Source organism: Mesotoga sp. UBA5825, assembly GCF_002432955.1.
Classification (GTDB): Bacteria; Thermotogota; Thermotogae; order Petrotogales; family Kosmotogaceae; genus Mesotoga.
The window spans coordinates 68400-91213 of sequence record NZ_DJHG01000111.1 but is presented as its reverse complement, the minus strand read 5'-3'; the positions used below and the strand labels follow the sequence as shown (position 1 = coordinate 91213).

Sequence of the window (22814 nt, the reverse complement as noted above, 5' to 3'; positions counted from 1 at the left end):
CCAAACAAGTGTAAATGATCACCGAAGGTGAGGGGTGTATTTTACGCCTTCATTTCTTCCATCTCTTTCCACAGAGTCTTACACAAAAAACTGAAGACCCTTTAGAAAGTTATGGAACGGATCTTCAGTTATTTGGTATGGAGTATTGTAATGGATTTTCTCAATTAACACGCCTCGCCTTCTTCTCAGCTGTGGATGGAGGTCATGTATCTCTTCAGAGCATCGGTCTTTACCTTCTCTAAATACCTATCCACATCTGCCAAATTCTCTCTTCTTTTCTCTCTCATGATCTTACCTCCTTCTCTACGGAGTTAAATGGTCTTAGAATCTTGGACTGATTAATAGATTACTGTAAACGCTGTCTTTCACTCTCGATCAATCTGTCTATTGCCTTCAAGTTTCTCTTCTCTTTAAATCTGATCTACTCTCCTCCTCCTCTCTTACCTAACGTTAATCAGTCTAGCTCTCAGTGAATCTTCAACGATCTCCGGGTAGAACTCTCTTTCCTTGTAATGAATCTTCCTTTCTCTTCCTTTCATCTTTCTCACCTCCTTCATAGATACTGTGGGAAAGACTCCTTGGCAACCTTTTCCTTGAACTTCTGAACGGCTCTTTCAATGGAAGCTGGATCCTTAACTTTTCTCATATCTACACCCCTTTTTATTAATTTCTGGTTCTACATTTATAATATATCACAACAAAACATAAAAAGTCAAGGCGTGAACTAAAAGAATCTTCAATTATAATAACTACTTTTCAACTAATTTCCATAATTTGTTCTGTACTAAAGAAAAATAGTGAAGTTCACCATCTTTCGTATGCTCTTTGGAGAAATATGCACTTCAATGACGACTGATTGTTTCCAAATACTGCAAGATTGTTGGAAATGATCAACTTCACTGTGCATAAATTCTAATTACTGCATCATAGAATCTCACAATAGCCCAAATGGTGTACTCGTTTGCCTGCACTAAACAGCTCGACTGGACGCCTGATGTATAATCTAATAGAACTGAAGGAGACAATTGTGATTGATGAAAGGAAGGCTGTTAACTGCCTAATATGCGGCTCGAAAACCGAAAGAATTGTTCACCGCAAATTCGGGGTGGGTTACAATTGCTGTGATAACTGCGGTTTCATCTCGAAACACGAGGCAGATCGGATCTCTCCGGAAGATGAATTAAAGATCTATAGAAGACACAATAACAGCATTGACGATCCAAGATACGTTGCCTATTTCAGAGACTTTATCGATACTGCAGTCACCGATTTTCTATCTGAAGGAAGAAGAGGGCTTGATTTTGGGAGTGGTCCAACACCGGTTCTTGCAAAGATACTTGAAAGGGATTATGGATTCAATATGGAGATATATGATTCCTACTTCTCGCCAGAGAAGGTCTTTCTGGGGAAAAAGTACAACCTCATAACCTCAACAGAAGTCTTTGAACACCTAGATGAACCCATTGCGTATTTCAAAATGCTTTCCGACTGCCTAGAAGATGATGGAGTTCTATCAGTGATGACGCTCTTCCATCCTGAGGACAGACAGGAATTCATAGAATGGTACTACATGAGGGATATGAGTCACATATCTTTCTATACCCTAGATACAATGAAGAGAGTTTCTGAGATTGTCAGTCTCAACATTGTGTTTACCGATAACAGACGATACACCTCGTTCAAGTTAAACAGATAAGTGGCCGAGGACATTTATATAACAATAAACAGACCCTCTCTTTGAGGGTCTGTTTGCGATTTGGGAATTTCCGAACAGGGGTGGGGTTAGAATATCTGCATCTGTTTAATCGTGTCGTGTCGAACAGCAAAGCTGGTGTTTTAAGTTCTGCATTAGGTTCTAGTCCTTAAATTATTCTAGTTGAAACAAACAATATGTCAATTAACTCGACGTGACCGTTTCTTAAGTCTCTATGTATTTCTTTTCTCTCTTTCGGAGTAAGTTACGAAGTTTCGAAGTAGTTTGACTTTTGGATCACTTCCTGGCTTCCATCAATCTCTTCATTGCTTCTTCAAGTATAGCTCTGGGGCATGCGAGATTTACTCTCATGAATCCTTCTCCTTCGATACCGAATACTGAACCATCCTCAAACCCGACTTTTGCCTTTTCGTAGAGAAAACTTCTAAGTTCTTCAACGCTCATACCCGTAGCTCTAAAATCAACCCATGCGAGATAAGTGCCTTCAAGCTCAGTGACTCTCACTTCTGAGTAGTTGGTTTTCAAGAAGTCTCTCATGTACTCAAAGTTGGCATTTATGTACTTCAACAGCTCTTCCAACCATTTTTCTCCATGGTTGTAAGCTGTTTCGAGAGCAACCGTACCGAAAACATTCGACATCCCTACGCCCAAAGAGTTCAGCATGTTTGAGTATTCGTCGAGAAGTCTTCTGTTTGAAGAGATCACTGCTGCAGATGAAAGCCCTGCGAGATTAAAGGTCTTGCTTGGCGCCAAACAAGTCAACGTGATAGATGATGAACTTTCAGAAATCGCCGCGGTTGGAATATGTTTGCAGTTGCCAAAAACCAGGTCTGAATGGATCTCGTCTGATACTATTAGAACGTTTTTCCTGAAACAAATATCAGTGAGTCTAGAAAGCTCATCTTCCTTCCATACTCTTCCAACCGGGTTGTGAGGACTACAGAGAATAAGAATCTTCGTTCTTGAATCGATCTTCTTCTCAAGATCATCAAAATCCATTGTGTAATGTAAACCGGATTCTTTCAAAGGGTTCCGAACCATCTGACGTCCTGTCTCTGTAATCGCTTTGAAGAAAGGATAGTAGACTGGAGTTTGGACAATCACTTTGTCACCTGGATGGGAAAACGCCATCACCGCTATGTGAACTGCCGCTACTACTCCCGGTGCATGTGAAATCCATTCCTTTTCGATTTTCCATCCATGTCTCTTGTTGAGCCATCTTACAATCGATTCGTAATATCCGTCTGATCTCGCAGTATAACCATAAATGCCGTGTCTAGCTCTGGCAACTATCGCTTCAATAACTTCGGGAGGTGACTCAAAGTCCATGTCGGCAACCCACATCGGTAGCAGATCATTCCGCCCAAAGAAAAGGTTGGCGTGGTCCCATTTTATGCAATTCGTTCCTCTTCTTTCGATAACTCTGTCAAAGTTGTACTTCACATCTTCCCTCCGTCATCCACGAAATTGTTAGCCGGCTACTGCGGGTTCTTCGGCAGAGCTCCCCGGAATGCCGATTGTTATACAGGCAGATTACTCAATGAAGGGGATGGCATCACCAGAGTAAAGATAGTCCGGGATTTCAGGCTCTGGATATTCACACCTGATTTTCTCTTTGATCTGGTTAAGATAACCTTCCGCAGTAGAACGCCATGTGTATTTCTCAGTAACACGGTCAATACCTCTCGAGCTCAATTCATTCCAGAAATCTTCACTGGTGAAAAGGACCCTTTTCAACCCTCTGGCGATATCATCCGTTTCAAGAGGGTCCACCAGCACTCCGTATTCAACATTGTTTTCTCTCATGCTCTCTGTAGGGCCTCCGCTAGATGTTGCAACAGCCGGTAGACCGCAGGCCATAGCCTCGATTGGGGCAAGTCCGAACGGTTCATACAGGGAAGTAAGGGCAAAAACAGATCTTCTCTTTGCCCCTATTCTGTATAGAGCTGAAAGCTCCAACTGATTCTCTATGTTCATAAAGAGGACTCTCTCTTCGAGATTATTCTTGAAAATGTGATCAATAATCTCGCCCAGAACAGTTCGGTCAGGTTCTTGAAGAGATTTGTACTCATCATAGGGATTATTCAGACCCCGAGTAACAATAATAAGGTTGCAGGAACTGTTCAGTTTGCCGTCGCTAGAAAAGGCCCTTACTACTCCCATGTGATTCTTCTTCTGTTCCAATCTGCTAGAAATGATGATCATCGGGAGTTGGAGTCTGGACGGTTTAGAGAATTTCTCTACCGCCTCTTTGTATCTCTTCTCAATGATTGTGTCAAGTTCAGTAGGACTTGCAGCGAAGATGTCTGTGTTGACTCCCGGGGGAACAACGGAGTATTTTGAATCGTTGCCCACTTCCGAAAAGTCTCGATAGAGTCTGTGACTGTACTGCTGGAACCTCTCCATAGAAGTGGAAACAAAGTTGACTGCCGAATACTTCATCGAAATGCGTTCAGCCGCTATTCGGAAGGAAAAATTGAATCTCGATTCTATCTCTGCACGGTCAGCTCCAGTCTGCAGTAGTTTGTCGAGTTTTTGAGCCCCAAGGGAGTGGGCTGTGAAAGAGTATGGGATTCCTGTCTCTTTGAATAGCATAGCTCCCGTCAAACCTCCGTCCCCATAATGAGTAGTAACGAAATTCGGTAAAGTTCTTTCCGACGAATAAAATTCTCTAATTCGTCTTGCAAACTCCCCCAAGAAAGGCCAAAGTCTCTCCTTGCTCAAGAAGCCTTCTGGACCGAAAGGGATTCTTATGATTCTGAGGCTATCTTTTCCTCGATAGGAATCCAATTCCTCGGCAAACTCAGGCCATTTGTCGTCGATAACCCTTCTCGTTATTATGTCACAGTTGATCCCCATTTCTGACATAGCCGATGCAACTTCCTTCACATAGACCAGCTGACCTCCAAAGTCCGGATGCGTTGTCCAGTAGCTGTCATTCTTATCGAAGTTTCCCTGGGGATTTATAAATGCCACTCTCACAAGTCATCACCTGCCTCGAAAATGGCCTTCAAAGCGTCTATAGAAGGCAGAATTACATCCTTTCCCTCATGTTCGATTCTAAAGGCGGCACAATAGTTCCCATAAGCGGCCGATTCAAAGATATCCTTCCCTTGAAGGAGGCCATATAGGATACCGGACCAAAAAGCATCTCCAGCACCGGTGGTGTCCACTACTCTTCTTGCGCATGGAGAGAGTGTTTCAGTTTTGTGACCGTCAGAAATCACAGATCCTTTGTGGCCCAAAGTCAGGACGACATTTGAGGCGCCGGCATTATGAAACTTATCAATGTATTCATGAGGATCTCCGGTACCGAAGATATGTAAGGCATCATCTTCAGAAGGTTTTACAATGAATGCATACTTCAGGAATTCCTTTATGAATTCCGAACCATCATCCTCTCGATCCCAGAGAACCCTTCTGTAGTTGGGATCAAATGTTATCTTTATTCCCGCTTCCAATGCCTTTCTCACCAGCTTCATGCACGCCAGCCGCGACTGCTCACATGAGAATGGCCAAGATGTGAAATGAATGAATTCCACATCTTCGAGAAAACTCACGATATCCACCGGTTCTTCAAGAAAACAATCCGCACCTCTAAAAGCTATGAACTGTGGGGATGATTGTGACTTCGAAACGAATACGATTGAAGTATGTGCTTCCGCGTCTCTCTGAACATAAGAGATATTTATTCCTCGCGAAGCGAGGTGTTTAAGATAAGCTCTTCCAAAGGAATCATCGCCTACTCTGGAGAGAAGAGTTGCGTCAACACCTAGATCATGAAGATTTACAGCAAGGTTTCCTGGAGAACCGGCAAAGTATCTTTCGAAAGAAGTAGCTTCGCCAAGATCTCTCACAAAACTGCTTGATATCAGGTCAATAAGCAGTTCACCAACAACGGCAATTCGCGACAATTCAATGCCTCCTTCTAATGATAAGTCTATCACTGCAGGAACGATTTCCAATAACTGAGCCAGGATCTTCTAAAACATTGGTTTATGGAGATCTAGTGTTCAACGACTGAAGGGCGGACCGTGTATAATTAAGTTTACACTGACTACACATATTCGAGACAGGAGGTTCAATAATGAGTGGCAAGACAATTAGAAAGCTTCAGAGAAGATATGTCGGCGAAGACGTTGACCTCTCCATATGGGAAGACCTTGAGAAAGAGCTCAGGAGACTGGAAGAGTATCCGATAGTAGATAGAGCTTCTCTTGAGGATTTTCTTTACTTCTGGAGTGAGTTGTTCATGATTCTTCAGGAAAGACTCGCGTGGAAGTATATAGACATGACTAGGGCTGCCGACAGCGAGGATAAGAGGCAGGAGTACTCAAGATTCTACGCTGAGGTATATTCCAAAGCGGAGCCTTATAGGATTATGCTGATGAAAAAGTATTTAGACAGTGATTTCAGAAGCGAATTAGATCGAATCAGATACGAGAACTTCGATACGATCGTCTCCAATACAGTAAAACTATTCAGAGAGGAGAACCTTCCTCTGGAGGTTCAGGAGAAGAATTTAAGTTCTGAATATGCGGCAAGTATTGGTTCTCTGACTGTTAAGTATGGAGAACAGGAGTACACACTGTCTCAACTCTCAAAGTTTCAACTTGAACCTGATCGTTCAATCAGGGAAGAGGCATGGCGCCTTTCGATGGCAAAGCTGAAAGAAGTTCATGAGAGCATGGAGGATCTGTTTGGCAAACTTCTCTCGATAAGAGTTCCGCAGGCGAGGAATGCAGGTTTTGCAACTTACAGGGATTATATGCATCAGAAGAAAAACAGATTTGCGTATTCGGTCGAGGATGTGCTTAGATTCCACGATTCAGTAGAGAAGGTAGTGGTTCCTTACGTTTCCAAGCTAAATGAGAAAAGAAGTCGAGAGCTTGGACTGGAGAGGTTGAAACCATGGGACATGAATGTTGTACCCTCAGGGAAGGTGCTTAAACCATTCAGTAATATGAATGAGTTTGTTGACAAAGCTATCAGGATTCTTGAGAGAGTCGATCAAGAGTTCGGTAAAAACTTATCCAAGATGAGGGATAACGGCCTGCTAGATCTTGAAAACAGAAAGGGGAAGGCTCCAGGTGGCTATAACTATCCTCTTGATGAGACTGGTGCTCCATTCATTTTCATGAATGCTACGGGAACTCCTGCAAACGTCCGGACAATCCTTCACGAGTCTGGCCACGCAATGCATTCATTTGCTACGGCAGACGAAAGGTTGATCACGTACAGACATACAACGCATGAAGCAGCTGAGCTTGCCTCTATGTCCATGGAACTCCTGACGATGGATTACTGGGACGAGTACTACAGCGCAGATGAGATGACAATTGCCAGGCGAGAAGAACTGACCGGTACTTTGAGCTTCTTACCCTGGTGCATGGTTGTTGACTCGTTTCAGCAGTGGATCTATACATATCCCGATCATTCTCCCGATGAAAGAGACGAGAAGTTTGCCGAAATCTTTGAACGCTTCAATGCAGGTGTTGACTGGACTGGACTGGAAAGTGAAAAGAGAATCCGATGGCTTCTTCAGCCTCATATTTTTACGAACCCCTTCTACTATATCGAATACGGAATAGCTCAGCTCGGTGCTCTTGCGATATACAGAAATTACAAGCAAAATGGATCAAGCGCAATAGAAGATTACAAGAGGTTCTTATCAATGGGTTACTCAAGGCCGCTTGATGAGTTGTTTGAAAGCGCTGGGATAGAATTCGATTTCTCAGAAGAGTACTTGTCGGAGCTCATGATCTTTGTCGACAGTGAGCTGGCTTCTTTCTAGGAAGAGACACTTCAACGTGGCAGCTATGCACTACCGACAGCGTTAGAATTGGCCGAGGAGGTGTTTCGATGAAAAGACTAATATTCGTACTGCTTCTGCTCATTACGCCGCTGATTGTGACGGCGCAAGTTGAAGAACTCAGAGCCAAGCTGGCCGAGAATCCTATGGATGTGGAGAGCCTTCAGGCTTTATTGAAGATCTACGATGACAACTAAGATTTCGAGAGCTACGGAACGCTTTTGAAAGATGTAGTGGCTTCGATTGATGAAGTTCCAGAACCTATGTTTCAAGTGATCAAGTACGGAATTGAGAGACTTCTCGAGAACTATTACTCAGACTATGCCGAGGATGTCTCTGGAGTCTTCTTTGAGCTTAAGCCCAATAAAGATTCGCTGCTTCTGTATCTTAAGGCAATGAACAGCAGCTGGTATCTATCCGAAGAGAGAGTCCGCGAATCTGTTGACAGACTTGGAGAAGGGCAGCTAGAAACATACATCTTCCTACATGAGCAATCTGTTGAACTGTATCCTGCAGATCTGAATTTGATAGTATCTAGAATTCTAGTTGAGGATTTCGGGGAGACTGACTATCTAATACCTTACATCATTGGGATGATAGATGACTATGACTTTTATGCTGCAAGAAATCTGCTGAACGAGAGCTCTCGATTGCTAGAGAGGGAACCGATGTTCTACTACCTGAATGGGATTCTTGATCTTGAGAAAGGCTTTTACGATGACGCAGTAGAATGGTTTCTGCAGGGTAAAGCATATGATGATGGAACGGAGATTCACGAAGCCCTGGCTCTGATCTACTATATATATGTCCCGGACAATGTCAATGCGTTATTCAGAGCGATTGTGCTTTCAGATGACGAAACGTCGTTGAACGCGAATATTCAGGAGTTTGTTGCGAATTATCCTGAACTTTCCTGGATCTTCTCCTGGGTTTCCAGAGTTCCTGAGCCGAAGAGATTAACCGAAATCCTTGCTGAGGAGGTTTCGGTAGTATCATATACTTCAGTAAACTTCGATTTTGAGAAAATCAGCATAGGATTCTACGATATTGAGGGAGTTCTTCAGGGTACGCTAGTCAATTCCATATACGGGCAGTTCTTGGATGCCAGTACTTACGTTTACATCTCCGAAAATATGGACGGCGTTGTCGTAGAAGGTGAGAAAAAGGCGAGATTCGATGGAGTTGACGTCTATTCGCTTTCGCCTGACAGAACAAGGTTCTTGCTAATGGACACCTGGCGAGAGACAATTTCGATGGTTGACAGTGATATTAGCGTTCTATGGTCAATGGAGGCAGATTACGGTATGATACCGGTTGCATGGTCTCCTGATGGATCAAGAATAGCTGTGTCCACCGGTTGGGATGTGTTCTCGATTATAGATGTGGAATCTGGAGAAGTGCAAGAAACGATTGAAGACTACCATCACTTTGTCTTTCTTTCAAACGAGAAGACGTTCGTGATTGATTACGAAGGAAACATAGTTCAGCTTGACACAGAGTCTGTACTGAATACAGATGCGCCGGCTTTCTGGGCTGAGTTTGGTGAAGACGGGAAAATAGTCTATTTTGAGTATCCTGAGGACTATGCGGACTTCTTGTACGACTCTTTGCATGTGTTTGACACGGTGAACGGCCGGGATAGGGTAATATCTGACAGCACTCTCTTCATGGATGCGCCGGTACCTTCGGTGAAGATAGAAGGGAATCTCGTATACTTCACTGAGAAGGACCAGCAGGGCATGCACAGGATTGTAGTGATGAATTACGTAACAAATGAAGTGCTTTTCGTGGGTCTGCCAAGTAAAGACGTAATTGTCTTTCCGGATGTGAGACCTGAATGAAAGTAGAGGGGATGCCGGCTCTTAGCCGGCACTCCTCTTCTGATTGACTCAGAGATAATCCCGGAGCGTTTACTGATCTTGTTTGCGACTTGTATTGATCTGTTTGAACAGCCTATCTAGATGCTCACTCGTTATTAGCTCCGATGATGTTCCCTTTTTTGTGCAGCAATATCTAGCCGCTATCTGACCCCTCAGAATCGCGTCTTCTATTGAATAGCCTTCGAAGTAATGACTTGAAAGAAAACCTACGGCGAGGCTGTCGCCGGCTCCATTTGCGTCCACAACGGGTTCTTCCAATTCAACTGGATCAAAGTGCTCAATACCTTTATTTGAGCCAATTGCGCAACCCCTCTTTCCCATTCCACATACGACTATCCTGTCGCCTCTAATTTCGAGATACTTCTTGATCAGATGATACGGGTCAGCGAAGTTTGTTGAAGAGAAGAATAGAACATCAGCCTCTTCTATGAAGTCCTTTCTATAGGGATCGTCTGAGTCAGTGACATCCTGGATATCTACCGAAAGAATTAGGCCCTCTTCTTTCAGTGGTTTAAGCAGAAATCTAGTCCAGTTCACGATGTTTACATGGGCTAGCTTTGTTCCAGATAGATGTGACCTAATGTCTTCGATATTGGGGCAGAGGTTCATTGCTCCTTTGCCATCATAGAAGTTCTTTCGGCCTCCGTTCATATACATGAGGTTTACGCTTCTCTTCGTTCCTAGTGGGTCTATCATCAGCAGACTAGTGTCTATACCCAACTCTGTAAGAATCTGTCGAATGTATTTCCCTGAGAAGTCTTCGCCGACATAACCAACAAAGCAGACTCTATAACCAAGTCTCTCAAAACCCTGGCAGGCATATCCACCTGCTTGTCCTATGCAATCAAGGTTCTCGCCAAAACTCGTTTCGACCGAGAGATTTACTTTAGAATCCGACAGATAGACATTCGTATCGATCCCGACCGCACCAATAACTGCAACATCGAAGGCCATGTTAATCACCCTTGTTTGGAAAGCTCTCCAAAGAGCTCAAGATTGTTCCTGAGCAGGTCTCCTTCCATAAGGTCTGAGAGAGCTAGTTCGAAATGTTTAACGGTTACACCTGGAATAAGCCCCTCATGAGCAATCTTGCTCATGAGAACTACGTTTTGCATTCTAGAATCTTTCAAATTCTCGACCAATACCTTTACTACCTTTACATCTCTCTTGTCGGCTTCTCGCTCAATATCTTCATTCTTAATCTCTTCTGCTCTTCCTAGACGAACTTCCAGTGGTTGCCAGACAGTATCATAGTATATAAGTGTTCCGCCTTTCTTCAGATAGTTTCCCATTCCTCTCAGAGCCTCATGGCGCTCAAGTGCTATAACCATGTCTGCGCTGTGCTTCATTATCAGAACCGAGTAGGCACCGTGACCGATTCTTAAGTGAGAAGAAACCATGCCACCTCTCTGAGCCAATCCGTGTGTGTCTGCCCCAATACCCCTCTGCTCGGAATGGTCGATCGCTCTTAATAGAGCTTCACTGAGGAGACCAATTCCCTGACCGCCAACTCCCGTAATGTATATGTCGAATTTCTCCATTCTCTCACATCCTTTATCTATCTTCGGAAGCAATCGCATCCGAAGGACATGTCTGGACGCAAGATCTGTCTCCTATGCAGAGATCGTTTTGTACCCAGACCGAACCGTCATCAGAAAGCTGGTAGCTGGGACATGCAAAGTCACTGACGCAAATGTACTTCCTGTTGCATTTGTTGCCGACTCTCACGGGGTTCGGCAGCGACCTACCGCTTCTGCGCAATTCTCTTGTGAACTTCAACATACATGGATGTTTGGCGATAATGACCTTGAGGCCGTCTTCTGCCAGGGCTTCTTCAACGTACTGCTTAAGCTTTGACTGGTTGTAGGCATCGACTTCTCGAATATTATCTACACCCAGTCCTTCCAGAACCTTCCTAACGGGAATCTTCTGAGTCACTTCTCTGAAGTTCCGCCCTACGGCGGGATGATTCTGATGACCCGTCATTGCTGTTGTGCCATTTTCCATGACAATCAGTGTGAAATTGTGTTTGTTGAAGATCGCGTTGACAATGCCCGGTAGTCCTGCATGAAAGAAAGTGGAATCACCAAGGAAGGCCACGACTCTTCTTGTGTCATTGAATAATGAAAGGCCGGAAGCAGTTCCGCTTGAATGCCCCATGCAAAGAAGTACTTTCCCCACTCTATACGGCTCGAGGTACCCGAGTGTATGGCATCCAATGTCTGCCACGGAAATATCAGAGGCATGCAGGACTTTCTTGATGGCGTAGAATGCTGATCTATGACCGCAGCCAGGGCACATCTGAGCTGGTCTTGGCGCAAGCTCGATTGGCTCAGTTTCTACTCCAGGAGGACTGACAACGTCAGGCCAGATTCTTGACAATACCTCCCTAACTTTGTCTGGTGTATACTCTCCTATCCAGTCCTCGATGTCTTGCTTTCCAGTTATTCTTGTATTCAGTTTGTGGTCATACGCAATTGCCTTGACTTCTTTCTCTATCACGTTGTCAAGTTCTTCAAGGACTTTTACCTCTTCATGAGAAGAAAGGAAATCCACAACTTCCTTTTCAGAAAGAGGGTGCACTATTCCCAGCTTGAGAATATCCGGACGTTTATCTGACAGACTAAGGACGTCCTGAAGAGAGAGAAATGGGGCTCCGGCCGTGATTACCCCTCTTGATTTGTCTGAGCCTTCAATGACACTATTCAGGCAGCTTTTCTCCGTAGTCTTTCTGAACTCCTCGAGTTTCTTCAGAGCTCTTCGCTTCATTTTAAGAGCTTCAGCAGTTATTGGAATATATGGCCCATTCTCAAGACTGAATTTTGGCCGGTTATCTTGCACCTGGAAAACCAATTCCTTAAACTCCACCTTTTCTTTGGCGTGGCATACGTGAGTCGAGAGTCTCACAATTACAGGCATACGCATCTCTTGCGAAAGTCTTGATGCTTCTAAAAACATCGAGTATGCTTCTGAAGGTGTTGAAGGCTCTAGGATTGGAGTGTATGAGAGATGCGCATAGTGACGGTTGTCCTGCTCATTTTGTGAGGAGTTTGCTCCCGGATCATCGCCCAATACAATTACCATGCCTCCAATGAGTTCCATTAGAGAGAGTTGAACGAAAGTATCTGCAGCCACATTTATGCCGACGCTCTTGAAGAACACGCACGAAAGATGACCATTGATAGAAGCTCCAAAGGCAACCTCGGTGGCAACCTTCTCGTTTACTGAAAATTCGAAGTACATCGGATTTCTTTCCGCGGGAATCGAAGCTATTGCAGCTGCAATTTCTGGAGTGGGAGATCCGGGATACGAAGTAACAACCCTAACACCTGCTTCCAGCATCGCTCTTACAATCGCGGTATTTCCTATCATTATTTCTGAACCGCTGTTTGGAGACGAGAGCATCTCACCCATTTTTTTCATAATGTCCCACCTCTCGACAAGATTGTCGCCTATCAGTCAAAATTCACTTCCCAGACGATCTCTGCCACGCTGGAAACGGTCTTGTATACTGAACAGTATTTTGTTGCAAGTTCGAAAGACTTCTCGACCGAACTTCTGTGAGACAGATCTACTCCCTTGATCCCAATCTTCATCTCGCATATTTTGAGAGTGGTGGGGACTTGTTCTCTCTTTTCTCCCCATACTTCAATATCTGCAGAAGTGAAGTCAATTTTCTTTTTGTTTAGAATATCGAGGAATGTAGCGTGTAAGCACGATACCAGACTCATTAGGAGCAGGTCGTAAGGTACCGCACCATCTGAACCGATTTTCACTTTGTAGCCGGAATCTGTTATTCCTGTACCGGTGAAGCCTCCCGTGAACTCAACCTTCACATGAACTTTGCTTCCCATTTCGTTCCCCCTTTGGTTAAGATGAACTGCATCGAGTAAACCAACATCATCCAAAATAGCTGTCAGGCATAAGAGACCACAACAGAAGAGGCAGTTGATATCTATTTCAGATGGCCTTAACGCACTGCGAGTGAATTGCTTAATGATAATCAATCTTAACATTCAATTGTCCAGAAGAAGATGTACACTGGCTAACCCGACGCATTGATCGCAGTCAAAGGTAAAATACTCTCAGGGAGGTGGCTTATGAGTATCGGTGCGCTGTTCAATTCTTATCTATATCATGGCAATTCTCTGAAGAAGCGCTTCTTTGAGGGGTGGTATTCAAGTTTGTTGACAAGAGAAAGCAAAAGTCCTTTGCAGTGATTCCCGGCGTCTCAACGGCTTCCTCAAAAAACGAATCGCATTCTTTCATCCAGTTCCTTTCAGGCAGCAGAAATGAATCCGGAAATTTCGTTTATCCCTTCGATGATTTTCATTCCGACACAAAGCGATTCTCCGTCGAAATCGGAGATAATCACTTCTCAACAGAAAGAGTGAGTCTCAAAATGAAGGATGAGAAAGTCAAGATCGATGGAGAGATCAAGATAATAGACCCTTACCTTTGGCCCGTCAGATTCTACTCTCCGGGAATTATGGGGCCGTTTTCATTTGTGCCTTTCATGGAGTGCTATCATGGTGTCGTCAGCATGGACCACTCTCTGGAGGGTGAAGTTGAAGTTCCTTTCGATGAAGGCCCAAGAGGCTCGGAGCTCTTGAGCAATTGACTGCGAACTCATGCCGACTCTACCTCCTGATACTCTGCTTCCTCCATGCTCACACCGGTGAACTCGAGAAGGACATCTTCGAAGCTTGGGTTCTCAATCCTTCCGAGCAACTGCTTCTTAAGCTCCAATGGTCTTCCGGAAGCTACAATTCTTCCGAGATGGATTATGGCCACATAGTCGCAGAGCTTCTCTGCTTCGTCCATGTCGTGTGTTGTCAGAAGCATCGTCGTGTTCATAGTCTCTTTTACATCTTTTAGTAGGCTCTGTACATCTCTTTTTGCTCTTGGATCGAGTCCTGTTGTTGGTTCGTCGAGCAAGAGCATTCTGGGTTCAGTCATGAAAGCTCTAACTATGGCTACCTTTTGCTGCATGCCTCTCGAAAAGTCTTCGAGAGAATCTTTCAGTCTCTTCAGATTCAGACCGAACCTCTCTGCGAGAGAGCTGATCCTCCTCAAGGCTTCTCGTTTTGGTATTCCATAAAGTCCTGCCGCGAAACAGAGGTTTTCGACAGCCGACAGTTTTCTGAAAAAACTGGCCTCGACGGATACCCTGTTTATCACTCTTTAAACCGCCGCAGAGTTGTTCACTGAGTCATATCCAAAAATCTATATGCCCCCCTGTCAGGTATCAAGAGTGTGGAGGCAATCCTTATAAAGGTAAATTTTCCTGAGCCGTTTGGACCGAGAAGACCATAGATCTCTCCTTCCTTTATTCTTAAACTAACTCCTTTCAACGCTTTGACTTCCTTCTTGTTCTTCTTGAAAGTCTTTACGATACTATTGGCAAGCAAAGCGTCTGCCACTTTTTTCACCTCCTCAAAGATAATGAGGTCTGCTGAATTTGCTTTCCATTTCAACTTTCTGCTTTTAAACCAAACCATCGATAAAAGCACTCTTTGAGCCTCGTATTCTCCTCATAGTTGGGTTTCCTCCTGTTATCTGCTTACTTCGGAAGGTTATCAAGACTTTCCGGTTTGCATATGAATGGCGGAAGGACCCCGAAATCGTCACTTCTTTTCTTTCTTAGCGGAACGATTACTATTGACATATTTACCCCCTTGGCCTTTAGGAGAACCTGTCCCGTTTCCGGCGGGCGAGGCTGACTGTAACTAATGACGGGCTCTCCTCTCTTCGTTCTTGCATCCATTTGCTTCTCCGTAAAATCCTGCTAACTCACTGACCGCAATTTACTATGACATTTGATCACCTCCGATAGTCAAAAAAAAAAGACCGTGGCTCTTACTTGCCACGGTCCTTCATTATTCCTTTTCGTTATACGATCTTATACCCCGAACGATGGAAGAAGGCGTGGCATAGCGTGGCATCACCGGAAACCCGGTTGAGGAAAACGGTTGCCTGAACTCTGAATCTAATTAACATCAAACTATGCCTCCTTCCATAAGCTGTTTTTTGCTGGCAAGTTATAGCACAACAAGTAAGTATTCTCAACTTCAAAGTCAAAGATTCTCTAAAGCGTATTTTAACTTTAATGACCTTGCTCTGTCATGAGGTAAATAATTCTAGTTCTGCCTAAGATTTCTGAATTAGGAGGATAACGGAATAAGCGGTACGACCGAGAGCAAAGTGAGCCAAATTATTCACTGCAGCTGAGCATTAGACGTCCCGCCCTTCTGTTATTTGAACAGCTGATCAATCAGCTCTCCGTTACTATCAATAACATCGTCTGTAAAAGGGTCGCCAGGAAGTAAAATCACCTCGCCTCGACCCAGGGGGTATCTTCCTGATTCTCCGACCAACCGAGACAGCCCATCAAAGAAGACTCCATCAATCTCTCTTACTTCTTCGGTTATGCGTCCTTCATAGCTGCATGCAATACCCATATCTTCCAATAGCATGTTGTATGTGGACAGAACCTCCTCACTGATCTCTTCACCAGTTCCGGTAATTATTAGTGTCCCCCCATCTTCGACAAACTCTTTAATGATCAGTGCCTGTTGCGGCATGAGCATCTTCAGTCGTTCAAAACTTCCACCAGCACCTGGTAGAGGGAGAAGAAGAACGTTTATAGTATCGAGCTCTCCTGCCTTGAAAATCCTATCGGCAGCAAGAAGCTTATGACCCATATCTTCGAGTGACGTCTGCAACTTGGTTCGTTCGTTACTGGCGAAGTTGACGTGGCTCCTATCCAGTAGAATGTTCAATGAAGATGCGCTCCTGATATTGAGTTTCAAAACTGAATATAGAATTGAGTCGAGAAAGAATGATAACTCTCCATCGTATTCCTCTACTTCCCTTCTTAAGTTAATTATTTTGGATTCAAATCCTTGGAGTGTGACGATTTCGCTGTGTATCTCTCCGCGGGAATTGGTAATCTGCAACAATGAAGAAGCCTCTCCTTGCTCAACATTGGAGAGCTGAAAGGAAAGTGTAACGCTCTCTCTCGGCTTCACGCTCTCAGGATAAGCGCTCGGGTTGTGAAGATGGATCGGGTGAGACCTCTGAATCCAGATTGGTGAAGATACCGCTTCCTCACCGTCTTTTCCCCTTGCGTATATGAAGAAGTACTGGAAACCCGTTTTTATATCAACGGCGAGCTCAAGAACACATTCATTGCCGTCAACCAGAAACTCTGCAAACAATCCTTCCAGAGAATAAATCCTGACTATTTCCAGCGGATCGTCTGCTGTATCCTTTATGGAGATACACAAATTAACTTGATCTGTATCATACACGATATCTCCCATGAAGGCTTCTTCGGTCGAGAAGTGAATCAAGATGTCCTTGTCTTCAGTCGCGTAGGTCCTTCGATTGATGAATGCCTCTAAAATTGCTTCTTCTGTCAGCTCGCGTGCATATACGGCTGTTCTGGAATCGTTTGCTCCGCCCCAGTTAGGTTTGTGGTTGTCTTGACCAAGAGTTGCTCCGAGATGCCAACCCTTGCCAAGTGCCTGAAGGTAAGCTTCGAACATCTCGTCTACAATTGTATCGTTTTCCCACCAGTTTCCGTTTCCTACTTCTATCAGGTTCATATGGAGATCTGCTTCCGGAGAGTACTGAAAATCTTTGAAGTTGTCTCCGAAGACTCTCACCGGGTGGTTGAACTGCCCAACTGCGTTACGTTCGATAATCCAGTCGTACAAATGCCATAGATCAGACTTGACTCTATCAGTCCAATCGCTGGTGCCGTAGACGTTGATGTGTCCGGTGCCAGTAGCCGTCCACTCGAATCCGGCAAGTGCCAGGAAATCGGCAGATGATGCTTGCCGGGCTGCCTCTATAGTCGCTGCCAGCTTATCTCTTCCGTCGGGGAGGTCCTGAACGAAGTAATAAGCGTGATCAGTTATAGCAAGAAAGTCAAGATTGGGTACACCCTTTGCATACGAATACGCTTCTTCAGGGAATCCAGTGCCATCAGAATAAGAAGTGTGAGAATGAGGATTTCCAAAGAAAAGCGTTAACTCCCCGCCAACGAGAATTATATAAGCAAAGACCAGGAGAAACACCAGGATAAAATTCTTCATCAAATCACCCTTTCGCAGTTTGATTGTATGTTGATACGGAAAAAGACAACGATCAGTTGTTAATACAATCTATCTAGGCGGAAGCCTGATTTATCAGAATTCAGACTCCTTTTCGTTCTCTCGTTCACCTAAGTATAGTCTGCTTTGAAACATCTTTGAAAAAGCAGTCCATTTGCTTCCCTTTGAAGCTGTGGAAGCGTTGGTCTCGAAGCTATCAAGCTTCGAATCGAGATTGTCACAAAGCCATATGAGAATTGCTTCGCGGGTCTTTGGAGTAACGGGAGAACCGAACTGCAGTTCCCCATGATGACTCAGAACTATGTGGATCAGTGTCTTTCTTTTTTCTTCAGGAAAACCCTTGATCTTTGAAATCTCAATCTCAATGATTCTTGCGCCGATCGCTATGTGTTCCTCAAGGTAACCCTCATCTGAGTAGTCGAATTCGAATGATTCTGTGGTATATGATATTGTCTTTCCAATATCGTGGAAGAGTCCCCCGGTGATTATGAGGTCCCTGTCGATATTTGCTCTTGATCCAGAAACCTCAGTCAGAGCAAGTGCGTACTTGACTACCGAAAGGCTGTGTTCCGCAAGTCCTCCTATTCTGGCGTGATGATACATTTTGGCTGCCGGCGCTTCGAAGAAGTCTGGGCAAGGCCCGTCCTCTGAAATAAGCTTTTCTGCAAGGGCCTTCAGATAGTCGTCTTTGACAGATTCGATAAGTTCGCGTACTTCCGATACGATTCTCTCAGGATCTTCGACAACCGGAAGTAACTGTGAAATCGAACCGGAACTGTAGTTTTCCATCTCATCTACCGAGAACAGCCTTCTTATTTTAATACTCAACCCGTATCTATCATCCATAAGATAGTCAGCAAGGCCCACATTACCTATCACAGGTTCCAAACAGCCCTGTTCGCTTATCCATGCCTTTGCATCGATTCTGTTTCTGGAGTCTCCGACAATGCAGTCGTAGTAAGGACCTCTACTTCCTTCAACCCTTTTTGAACTGAAAATGAAGAAAAAGCCCTGCTTCGAGTTGACGAAATTCTCTATTCTGTCGAAGGATGTATCGTATTTTCTAAGGATTTCGGTAAGCACAGGGTAAGTGCCGTTTTTTCCATCAATCATGGCAACTCTCCTTTTCGTGCTTTTTGAAGTCCCCAGGCGAGGTCTATTGATAAAAGAAACGTGCTGCAGCGACCTATTTCTCATTCCTTCTTGAGGTAGACTTCATTAGCAATTTTATCATTATGAAGAAGGCAATCGTAGCGACAAATATCGTAGGATAACCTTCAAGAAAAATCGCGATGCTACTAGAGACTGCTTCACTCATTGTCTATGCTCCTTTCATCTTAAAAAGATCGCCAAAACTATGCTGCCGGCTAGAACGGAGCCGATCTGCCCGGCTACGTTCGCGCCTGTTGCGTACATTATTAAGAAGTTGTTCGGGTCTTCTTCGAGTCCCATCTTATGCACAACCCTTGCCGACATAGGAAAAGCCGATATTCCTGCTGCGCCAATCATAGGGTTAATCTTCTGTTTTCTAAATAGGTTGAAAACCTTTGCGAAAATGATTCCACCCATAGTGTCAAGTACGAAAGCAACTAATCCCATTAGAAGAATCAACAGTGTTCTGGAGTTCAGGAATGCGCTGGCCGTCATAGTAGAACCGATGGCGATTCCAAGAAACAAAGTGATGATGTTTGAGAGCTCGTTCTGAGCAGCATTACTCAACTTGTTCAGAACTCCCGATTCTCTTATCAGATTCCCAAACATGAGCATTCCGATCAGAGCTACACTTACAGGGGCGATGATACCGGCAAGAAGCGTAACAAGAATCGGGAAGAGGATTTTAACGTACTTGGGGACTTTTTCGGTTCTATTATCCATTCTTATTCTTCTCTCTTCCTTGGTAGTAAGAAGCTTAATAATGGGTGGTTGAACTACCGGAACAAGAGCCATATAGGAATACGCGGCGACTGAAATCGGCCCAAGCATGTGAATGGCCAATCTGCTTGCGACATAGATTGATGTCGGACCATCCGCGGTCCCGATTATCCCGATAGCGATCGCTTCTCTTATATCAAATCCCAGCAGAGCAGCCACAATTATCGTCAGAAAGATCCCCAATTGGGCAGCTGCTCCATAGAAGAACATGACCGGTTTTTGAAGAAGAGGTCCGAAATCGATCATCGCTCCAATCCCGATGAAGATCAAGGCAGGAAAGAGCTCATTTGCAATTCCAGCTTCGTATAGGATAGTTAGCACTCCATGTTCTCCAATAGCCGATGATCCCGGAATGTTTGTGAGTATTGCTCCGAAACCGATTGGAAGAAGCAACATCGGCTCGTATTCTTTCTTTATCGCTAGATAGATCAGAACTCCGCCAATAGCAAACATTATCAAGTTTTGCGCGGGAATAACGAAATTCGACAGTAGATTCATCAGTGCTGCCTCCCAGAAATGAATTCAACTCCTAGCATGGAGAAATCAAGAACCGACAAATTCGGAACTGCTTTCTTTATCAATACTAATACAAGCCGAAGGCTTTTGATCAGATGGGACAGATTTCCTGGTTCTTACCGACCTCTGATTCTACATGTTGGAAAGAGTAATGTGGTAGGATTTGTAAAGTGAGAAGTTGGCTAGGAGGGGATCTCTTTGCGAGCAAGTTTTCCTGAGGACTTTCTTTGGGGTGTTGCAACGGCTTCTTATCAGATTGAGGGCGCAGACCTGCAAGAAGGTAAAGGGCCTTCGATATGGTCAGATTTCACCCATGAACCAGGACGAATAGATTCCGGGGAAAATGGCGATATTGCCTGCGATCACTACCACAGGTACTTGGAAGACATTGAGCTTATGACTAGGCTCGGAGTGAACTCCTACAGATTTTCCATATCCTGGCCAAGAGTGTTTCCTGAAGGTAGAGGACAGATAAACCAGACGGGAATCGACTTCTACGATAGACTGATTGATGAACTTCTTAAGAGGAGTATTCGGCCTGTTGTTACTCTTTACCACTGGGATCTCCCTCTTAAACTGCAGGAAAGATTTAATGGATGGGAGTCCCGAGAAATAAGGCATTACTTTGGCGATTACTCCAGCAGTATGTTCAGCAAATTCGGTGACAGGGTGAAGCTCTGGATAACTATGAACGAACCGTATTGCTCATCCCACGTCAGTTACCTCTGGGGGGAACACGCACCCGGAAAGAGAGATTTGAGGATTTCACTTTCCGTTGCTCACAACCTTTTGCTTTCTCATGGTGAAGCGGTAAAGCGTTTTAGGGAAGAAGTGAGAGACGGCATGATTGGTCTAACCAATGTATCTGCTTTTGTTGAGCCTGCCAGCGATTCCAGAGCTGATCTTCGAGCGGCAAGACTCTATGATCAATTCGTAAACGGGTGGTTCTTTGAAACCCCAATCACTGGCGAGTATCCTTCCGAACTCTTCTCAAGGTTCGAGATTGCAGGAGTGAGCCCAACTATCGAAGATGAAGATATGGAACTAATATCCACGCCGTTCGACTTTTGGGGTGTGAATTACTATACAAGAAACCTTGTTAGAAGCCAAGAATCAAGCGTGCTTGGCAGCGAAGTTGTTCAGGGAGACCTCCCGAAGACCGAGATGGGATGGGAGATCTACCCAGAAGGTCTAGAAGGTTTTCTATTCAAGGTCTTCAAAGAATACGGAAGGAAACCGATCTATGTTACTGAGAACGGTATCGCAAGCAAAGATGCTTTGGTTGATGGCAACGTTGACGATGGCCCGAGAATTGATTACCTTAGAAAGCACTTTTCAGCTGCTCTTAACGCGATCAAGGGAGGAGTGGATCTTAGGGGCTTCTTTGTCTGGACTATGATGGACAATTTCGAATGGGCACGAGGTTACTCCAAGAGGTTTGGTTTGGTATACGTGGACTTCAAAAACGATCTGAAACGAGTTCCAAAGAAGAGTTTCAACTATTACAGGGATTTCCTTCGGTCTTTGTGAATCAGATTTTGGTAGACATAACTGACTTAGAAACGGTCGTTTCAACGTTTAACTCTTCGAACTGTGAACGCAGCAATCTAGACGCCGGTCTTAAAGAGAGGTATGTAATTAGCTTGTATGACAGGGGGTTTGCCAGATGATTGGATTTATTGTCGATTCAGGTTGTGATCTTCCTGAACAGATGAAAGCAAGAGATAACGTTAGAGTTGTACCTTTGAAGATAGTTCTGGATGGTAAGGAGTACAGAGACAACATCGACATATCCACACCCGATCTGCTTCACTATATGGAAGATAAGTTTCCCAAGACATCTCTTCCAAGACAGTCGGAAATCGGTGAGGCTTTTGACAGCCTTTATGAAAAGGGATTCAAGGAGATGCTTTATATTGGAATATCCAGCGGTCTGAGCGGAACGCTTGGTCAAGTGAAGACTTTTGTCAGAGACTTCTCCGAAAAGCACTCCGATGTGAAGGTCGAGGTAGTCGACTCAATGAATATTTCGATTGGCTCGGGGCTGCTCGCTATGAAGGGGATAGATATGGTTAAGAGTGGTCTTGCCTTTGAAAAGGTTGTGAGCGAAATTCACGCTTCTGTAAAGAAATCTAAGGTTTTTTTCTGCATACCTGTTCTGAAGTTTTTAAAGGCTGGAGGACGAATAGGAAAAGTTACTGCAACTATAGGTGATATTCTTGACCTGAAACCCGTAATAACCGTTGGAGAAGATGGAGTCTATCACAGTGTTTCAAAAGAGAGAGGCATGAAGAGAGCCGTCAGGGCTTCTGTGAAGAATCTCTTGAATTTCATTGAAGGCAAGAGGCTTCTGAACATTGCCGCATATACTTCAGATAAGAGTGAAAAGACAATGGAATTCTTTAGAATGGCAATAGAAGAGATTAAGGCTGCAGGAATAGATGATGTGATAACAGGTCAAATTTCTCAGTCTCTTGTGTGTCATACAGGTCCTGGTCTCGTAGGTGTTGCAGCGATTATTGAGTAGTAAAAAAGAAAGCCGCCAATTGGCGGCTTAAAAGTCGGGATATTCCAGGGGGTTTCAACATGCACGTCCATTCAACAATATGGGGGGTAATTGGGACTTGCATATTGCTTTCAGGTGCTTTGTCTTTTTTAATGACCGGTTGAGCTTTTGGGGTTGCAAGGTTTCTTATCTATTTGAATTAATTGTACCCAAATCGATCGGGTTTGTCAAGATAGTAGAGTGGAATTATCGGCTTTTAGTTTGTAAACATTTCGTTAATAGGCATCTTCGCGGGTCTTCTAAAGATTTTTTAGTAGACAAAGTGATCTCTCTC

General features: G+C 44.3%; 21 protein-coding genes. 7 read left to right on the top strand and 14 right to left on the bottom strand.

Going from position 1 to position 22814, the window contains the following annotated elements; all coding sequences use genetic code 11:
* Positions 1-1027 precede the first annotated feature (1027 nt).
* Positions 1028-1696, top strand: coding sequence for a class I SAM-dependent methyltransferase (locus tag B3N33_RS11200; RefSeq protein WP_292593384.1), 669 nt, complete (start codon positions 1028-1030; stop codon positions 1694-1696).
* A 294-nt stretch (positions 1697-1990) separates the two neighbouring features.
* Here the strand turns inward: B3N33_RS11200 and B3N33_RS11195 are convergent, their stop codons facing one another.
* From B3N33_RS11195 to B3N33_RS11185, 3 genes are all read right to left on the bottom strand, one after another.
* Positions 1991-3157, bottom strand: a complete 1167-nt coding sequence (locus B3N33_RS11195) for a MalY/PatB family protein (protein ID WP_214060498.1) — start codon at positions 3155-3157, stop codon at positions 1991-1993.
* Between the two features lie 90 nt (positions 3158-3247).
* Positions 3248-4696 (bottom strand): glycosyltransferase, encoded by a 1449-nt coding sequence (locus B3N33_RS11190; RefSeq protein ID WP_292593382.1) that lies wholly within the window; start codon positions 4694-4696, stop codon positions 3248-3250.
* Positions 4693-5628, bottom strand: coding sequence for a carbohydrate kinase family protein (locus tag B3N33_RS11185; RefSeq protein WP_214060496.1), 936 nt, complete (start codon positions 5626-5628; stop codon positions 4693-4695). Before B3N33_RS11185 ends, B3N33_RS11190 begins: the two co-directional genes overlap by 4 nt.
* Positions 5629-5801: 173 nt before the next feature.
* Between B3N33_RS11185 and B3N33_RS11180 the strand changes: the two genes are divergently transcribed.
* The 3 genes from B3N33_RS11180 to B3N33_RS11170 all read left to right on the top strand — a co-directional run bounded on the left by B3N33_RS11180 (position 5802) and on the right by B3N33_RS11170 (position 9367).
* A complete protein-coding gene (locus B3N33_RS11180; RefSeq protein ID WP_214060495.1) occupies positions 5802-7508 on the top strand; it encodes a M3 family oligoendopeptidase in 1707 nt (568 codons plus the stop codon).
* A gap of 68 nt (positions 7509-7576) precedes the next feature.
* Positions 7577-7723 (top strand): hypothetical protein, encoded by a 147-nt coding sequence (locus B3N33_RS11175; protein ID WP_214060494.1) that lies wholly within the window; start codon positions 7577-7579, stop codon positions 7721-7723.
* 24 nt (positions 7724-7747) lie between these two features.
* Positions 7748-9367 (top strand): hypothetical protein, encoded by a 1620-nt coding sequence (locus tag B3N33_RS11170; protein ID WP_292590609.1) that lies wholly within the window; start codon positions 7748-7750, stop codon positions 9365-9367.
* A 69-nt stretch (positions 9368-9436) separates the two neighbouring features.
* Here B3N33_RS11170 and B3N33_RS11165 read toward each other — a convergent pair whose 3' ends face one another.
* From B3N33_RS11165 to B3N33_RS11150, 4 genes are read right to left on the bottom strand one after another with little or no spacing between them, the layout of a single operon-like run.
* Positions 9437-10360 (bottom strand): carbohydrate kinase family protein, encoded by a 924-nt coding sequence (locus B3N33_RS11165; RefSeq protein ID WP_292590610.1) that lies wholly within the window; start codon positions 10358-10360, stop codon positions 9437-9439.
* Between the two features lie 5 nt (positions 10361-10365).
* Entirely contained in the window at positions 10366-10947 is a 582-nt protein-coding gene (locus B3N33_RS11160) for a 2-oxoacid:acceptor oxidoreductase family protein (RefSeq protein ID WP_214061437.1), read from the bottom strand.
* A 13-nt stretch (positions 10948-10960) separates the two neighbouring features.
* Positions 10961-12829 carry a thiamine pyrophosphate-dependent enzyme gene (locus tag B3N33_RS11155; RefSeq protein ID WP_214061438.1) on the bottom strand — a complete coding sequence of 623 codons (1869 nt, stop codon included), beginning with the start codon at positions 12827-12829 and terminating at the stop codon, positions 10961-10963.
* A gap of 32 nt (positions 12830-12861) precedes the next feature.
* Positions 12862-13260 (bottom strand): OsmC family protein, encoded by a 399-nt coding sequence (locus tag B3N33_RS11150; RefSeq protein WP_214061439.1) that lies wholly within the window; start codon positions 13258-13260, stop codon positions 12862-12864.
* A 317-nt stretch (positions 13261-13577) separates the two neighbouring features.
* Between B3N33_RS11150 and B3N33_RS11145 the strand changes: the two genes are divergently transcribed.
* Positions 13578-14027, top strand: a complete 450-nt coding sequence (locus B3N33_RS11145; RefSeq protein ID WP_214061440.1) for a hypothetical protein — start codon at positions 13578-13580, stop codon at positions 14025-14027.
* An 8-nt stretch (positions 14028-14035) separates the two neighbouring features.
* Here the strand turns inward: B3N33_RS11145 and B3N33_RS11140 are convergent, their stop codons facing one another.
* The 7 genes from B3N33_RS11140 to B3N33_RS11110 all read right to left on the bottom strand — a co-directional run bounded on the left by B3N33_RS11140 (position 14036) and on the right by B3N33_RS11110 (position 19956).
* A complete protein-coding gene (locus B3N33_RS11140; RefSeq protein ID WP_292593380.1) occupies positions 14036-14587 on the bottom strand; it encodes an ATP-binding cassette domain-containing protein in 552 nt (183 codons plus the stop codon).
* A gap of 23 nt (positions 14588-14610) precedes the next feature.
* Positions 14611-14829, bottom strand: a complete 219-nt coding sequence (locus B3N33_RS11135; protein ID WP_292590612.1) for an ATP-binding cassette domain-containing protein — start codon at positions 14827-14829, stop codon at positions 14611-14613.
* Between the two features lie 140 nt (positions 14830-14969).
* Entirely contained in the window at positions 14970-15173 is a 204-nt protein-coding gene (locus B3N33_RS11130; protein WP_214061441.1) for a hypothetical protein, read from the bottom strand.
* A gap of 487 nt (positions 15174-15660) precedes the next feature.
* On the bottom strand, positions 15661-17508 hold the full coding sequence (locus tag B3N33_RS11125; protein ID WP_292590613.1) for a CehA/McbA family metallohydrolase: 1848 nt from the start codon (positions 17506-17508) through the stop codon (positions 15661-15663).
* Between the two features lie 93 nt (positions 17509-17601).
* A complete protein-coding gene (locus tag B3N33_RS11120) occupies positions 17602-18639 on the bottom strand; it encodes a 3'-5' exoribonuclease YhaM family protein (protein WP_214061443.1) in 1038 nt (345 codons plus the stop codon).
* Between the two features lie 73 nt (positions 18640-18712).
* Positions 18713-18844, bottom strand: coding sequence for a hypothetical protein (locus tag B3N33_RS11115; protein ID WP_292590614.1), 132 nt, complete (start codon positions 18842-18844; stop codon positions 18713-18715).
* Positions 18845-18858: 14 nt separating this feature from the next.
* On the bottom strand, positions 18859-19956 hold the full coding sequence (locus tag B3N33_RS11110) for a sodium ion-translocating decarboxylase subunit beta (RefSeq protein WP_099829849.1): 1098 nt from the start codon (positions 19954-19956) through the stop codon (positions 18859-18861).
* A gap of 216 nt (positions 19957-20172) precedes the next feature.
* Between B3N33_RS11110 and B3N33_RS11105 the strand changes: the two genes are divergently transcribed.
* Together B3N33_RS11105 and B3N33_RS11100 are read left to right on the top strand one after the other, a co-directional pair.
* A complete protein-coding gene (locus B3N33_RS11105) occupies positions 20173-21504 on the top strand; it encodes a GH1 family beta-glucosidase (RefSeq protein WP_214061444.1) in 1332 nt (443 codons plus the stop codon).
* Between the two features lie 136 nt (positions 21505-21640).
* Complete coding sequence (locus B3N33_RS11100; protein ID WP_214061445.1) at positions 21641-22501, top strand: DegV family protein; 861 nt, start codon at positions 21641-21643, stop codon at positions 22499-22501.
* The last annotated feature ends 313 nt before the right edge of the window (positions 22502-22814 follow it).

Coding starts and splice junctions, on each gene's coding strand:
- B3N33_RS11180 (WP_214060495.1), top strand. CDS start 5,802: ATGAGTGGCAAGACAATTAGAAAGCTTCAGAGAAGATATGTCGGCGAA.
- B3N33_RS11175 (WP_214060494.1), top strand. CDS start 7,577: ATGAAAAGACTAATATTCGTACTGCTTCTGCTCATTACGCCGCTGATT.
- B3N33_RS11165 (WP_292590610.1), bottom strand. CDS start 10,360: ATGGCCTTCGATGTTGCAGTTATTGGTGCGGTCGGGATCGATACGAAT.
- B3N33_RS11160 (WP_214061437.1), bottom strand. CDS start 10,947: ATGGAGAAATTCGACATATACATTACGGGAGTTGGCGGTCAGGGAATT.
- B3N33_RS11155 (WP_214061438.1), bottom strand. CDS start 12,829: ATGAAAAAAATGGGTGAGATGCTCTCGTCTCCAAACAGCGGTTCAGAA.
- B3N33_RS11150 (WP_214061439.1), bottom strand. CDS start 13,260: ATGGGAAGCAAAGTTCATGTGAAGGTTGAGTTCACGGGAGGCTTCACC.
- B3N33_RS11130 (WP_214061441.1), bottom strand. CDS start 15,173: ATGGATGCAAGAACGAAGAGAGGAGAGCCCGTCATTAGTTACAGTCAG.
- B3N33_RS11125 (WP_292590613.1), bottom strand. CDS start 17,508: ATGAAGAATTTTATCCTGGTGTTTCTCCTGGTCTTTGCTTATATAATT.
- B3N33_RS11120 (WP_214061443.1), bottom strand. CDS start 18,639: ATGATTGATGGAAAAAACGGCACTTACCCTGTGCTTACCGAAATCCTT.
- B3N33_RS11115 (WP_292590614.1), bottom strand. CDS start 18,844: ATGAGTGAAGCAGTCTCTAGTAGCATCGCGATTTTTCTTGAAGGTTAT.
- B3N33_RS11110 (WP_099829849.1), bottom strand. CDS start 19,956: ATGAATCTACTGTCGAATTTCGTTATTCCCGCGCAAAACTTGATAATG.
- B3N33_RS11100 (WP_214061445.1), top strand. CDS start 21,641: ATGATTGGATTTATTGTCGATTCAGGTTGTGATCTTCCTGAACAGATG.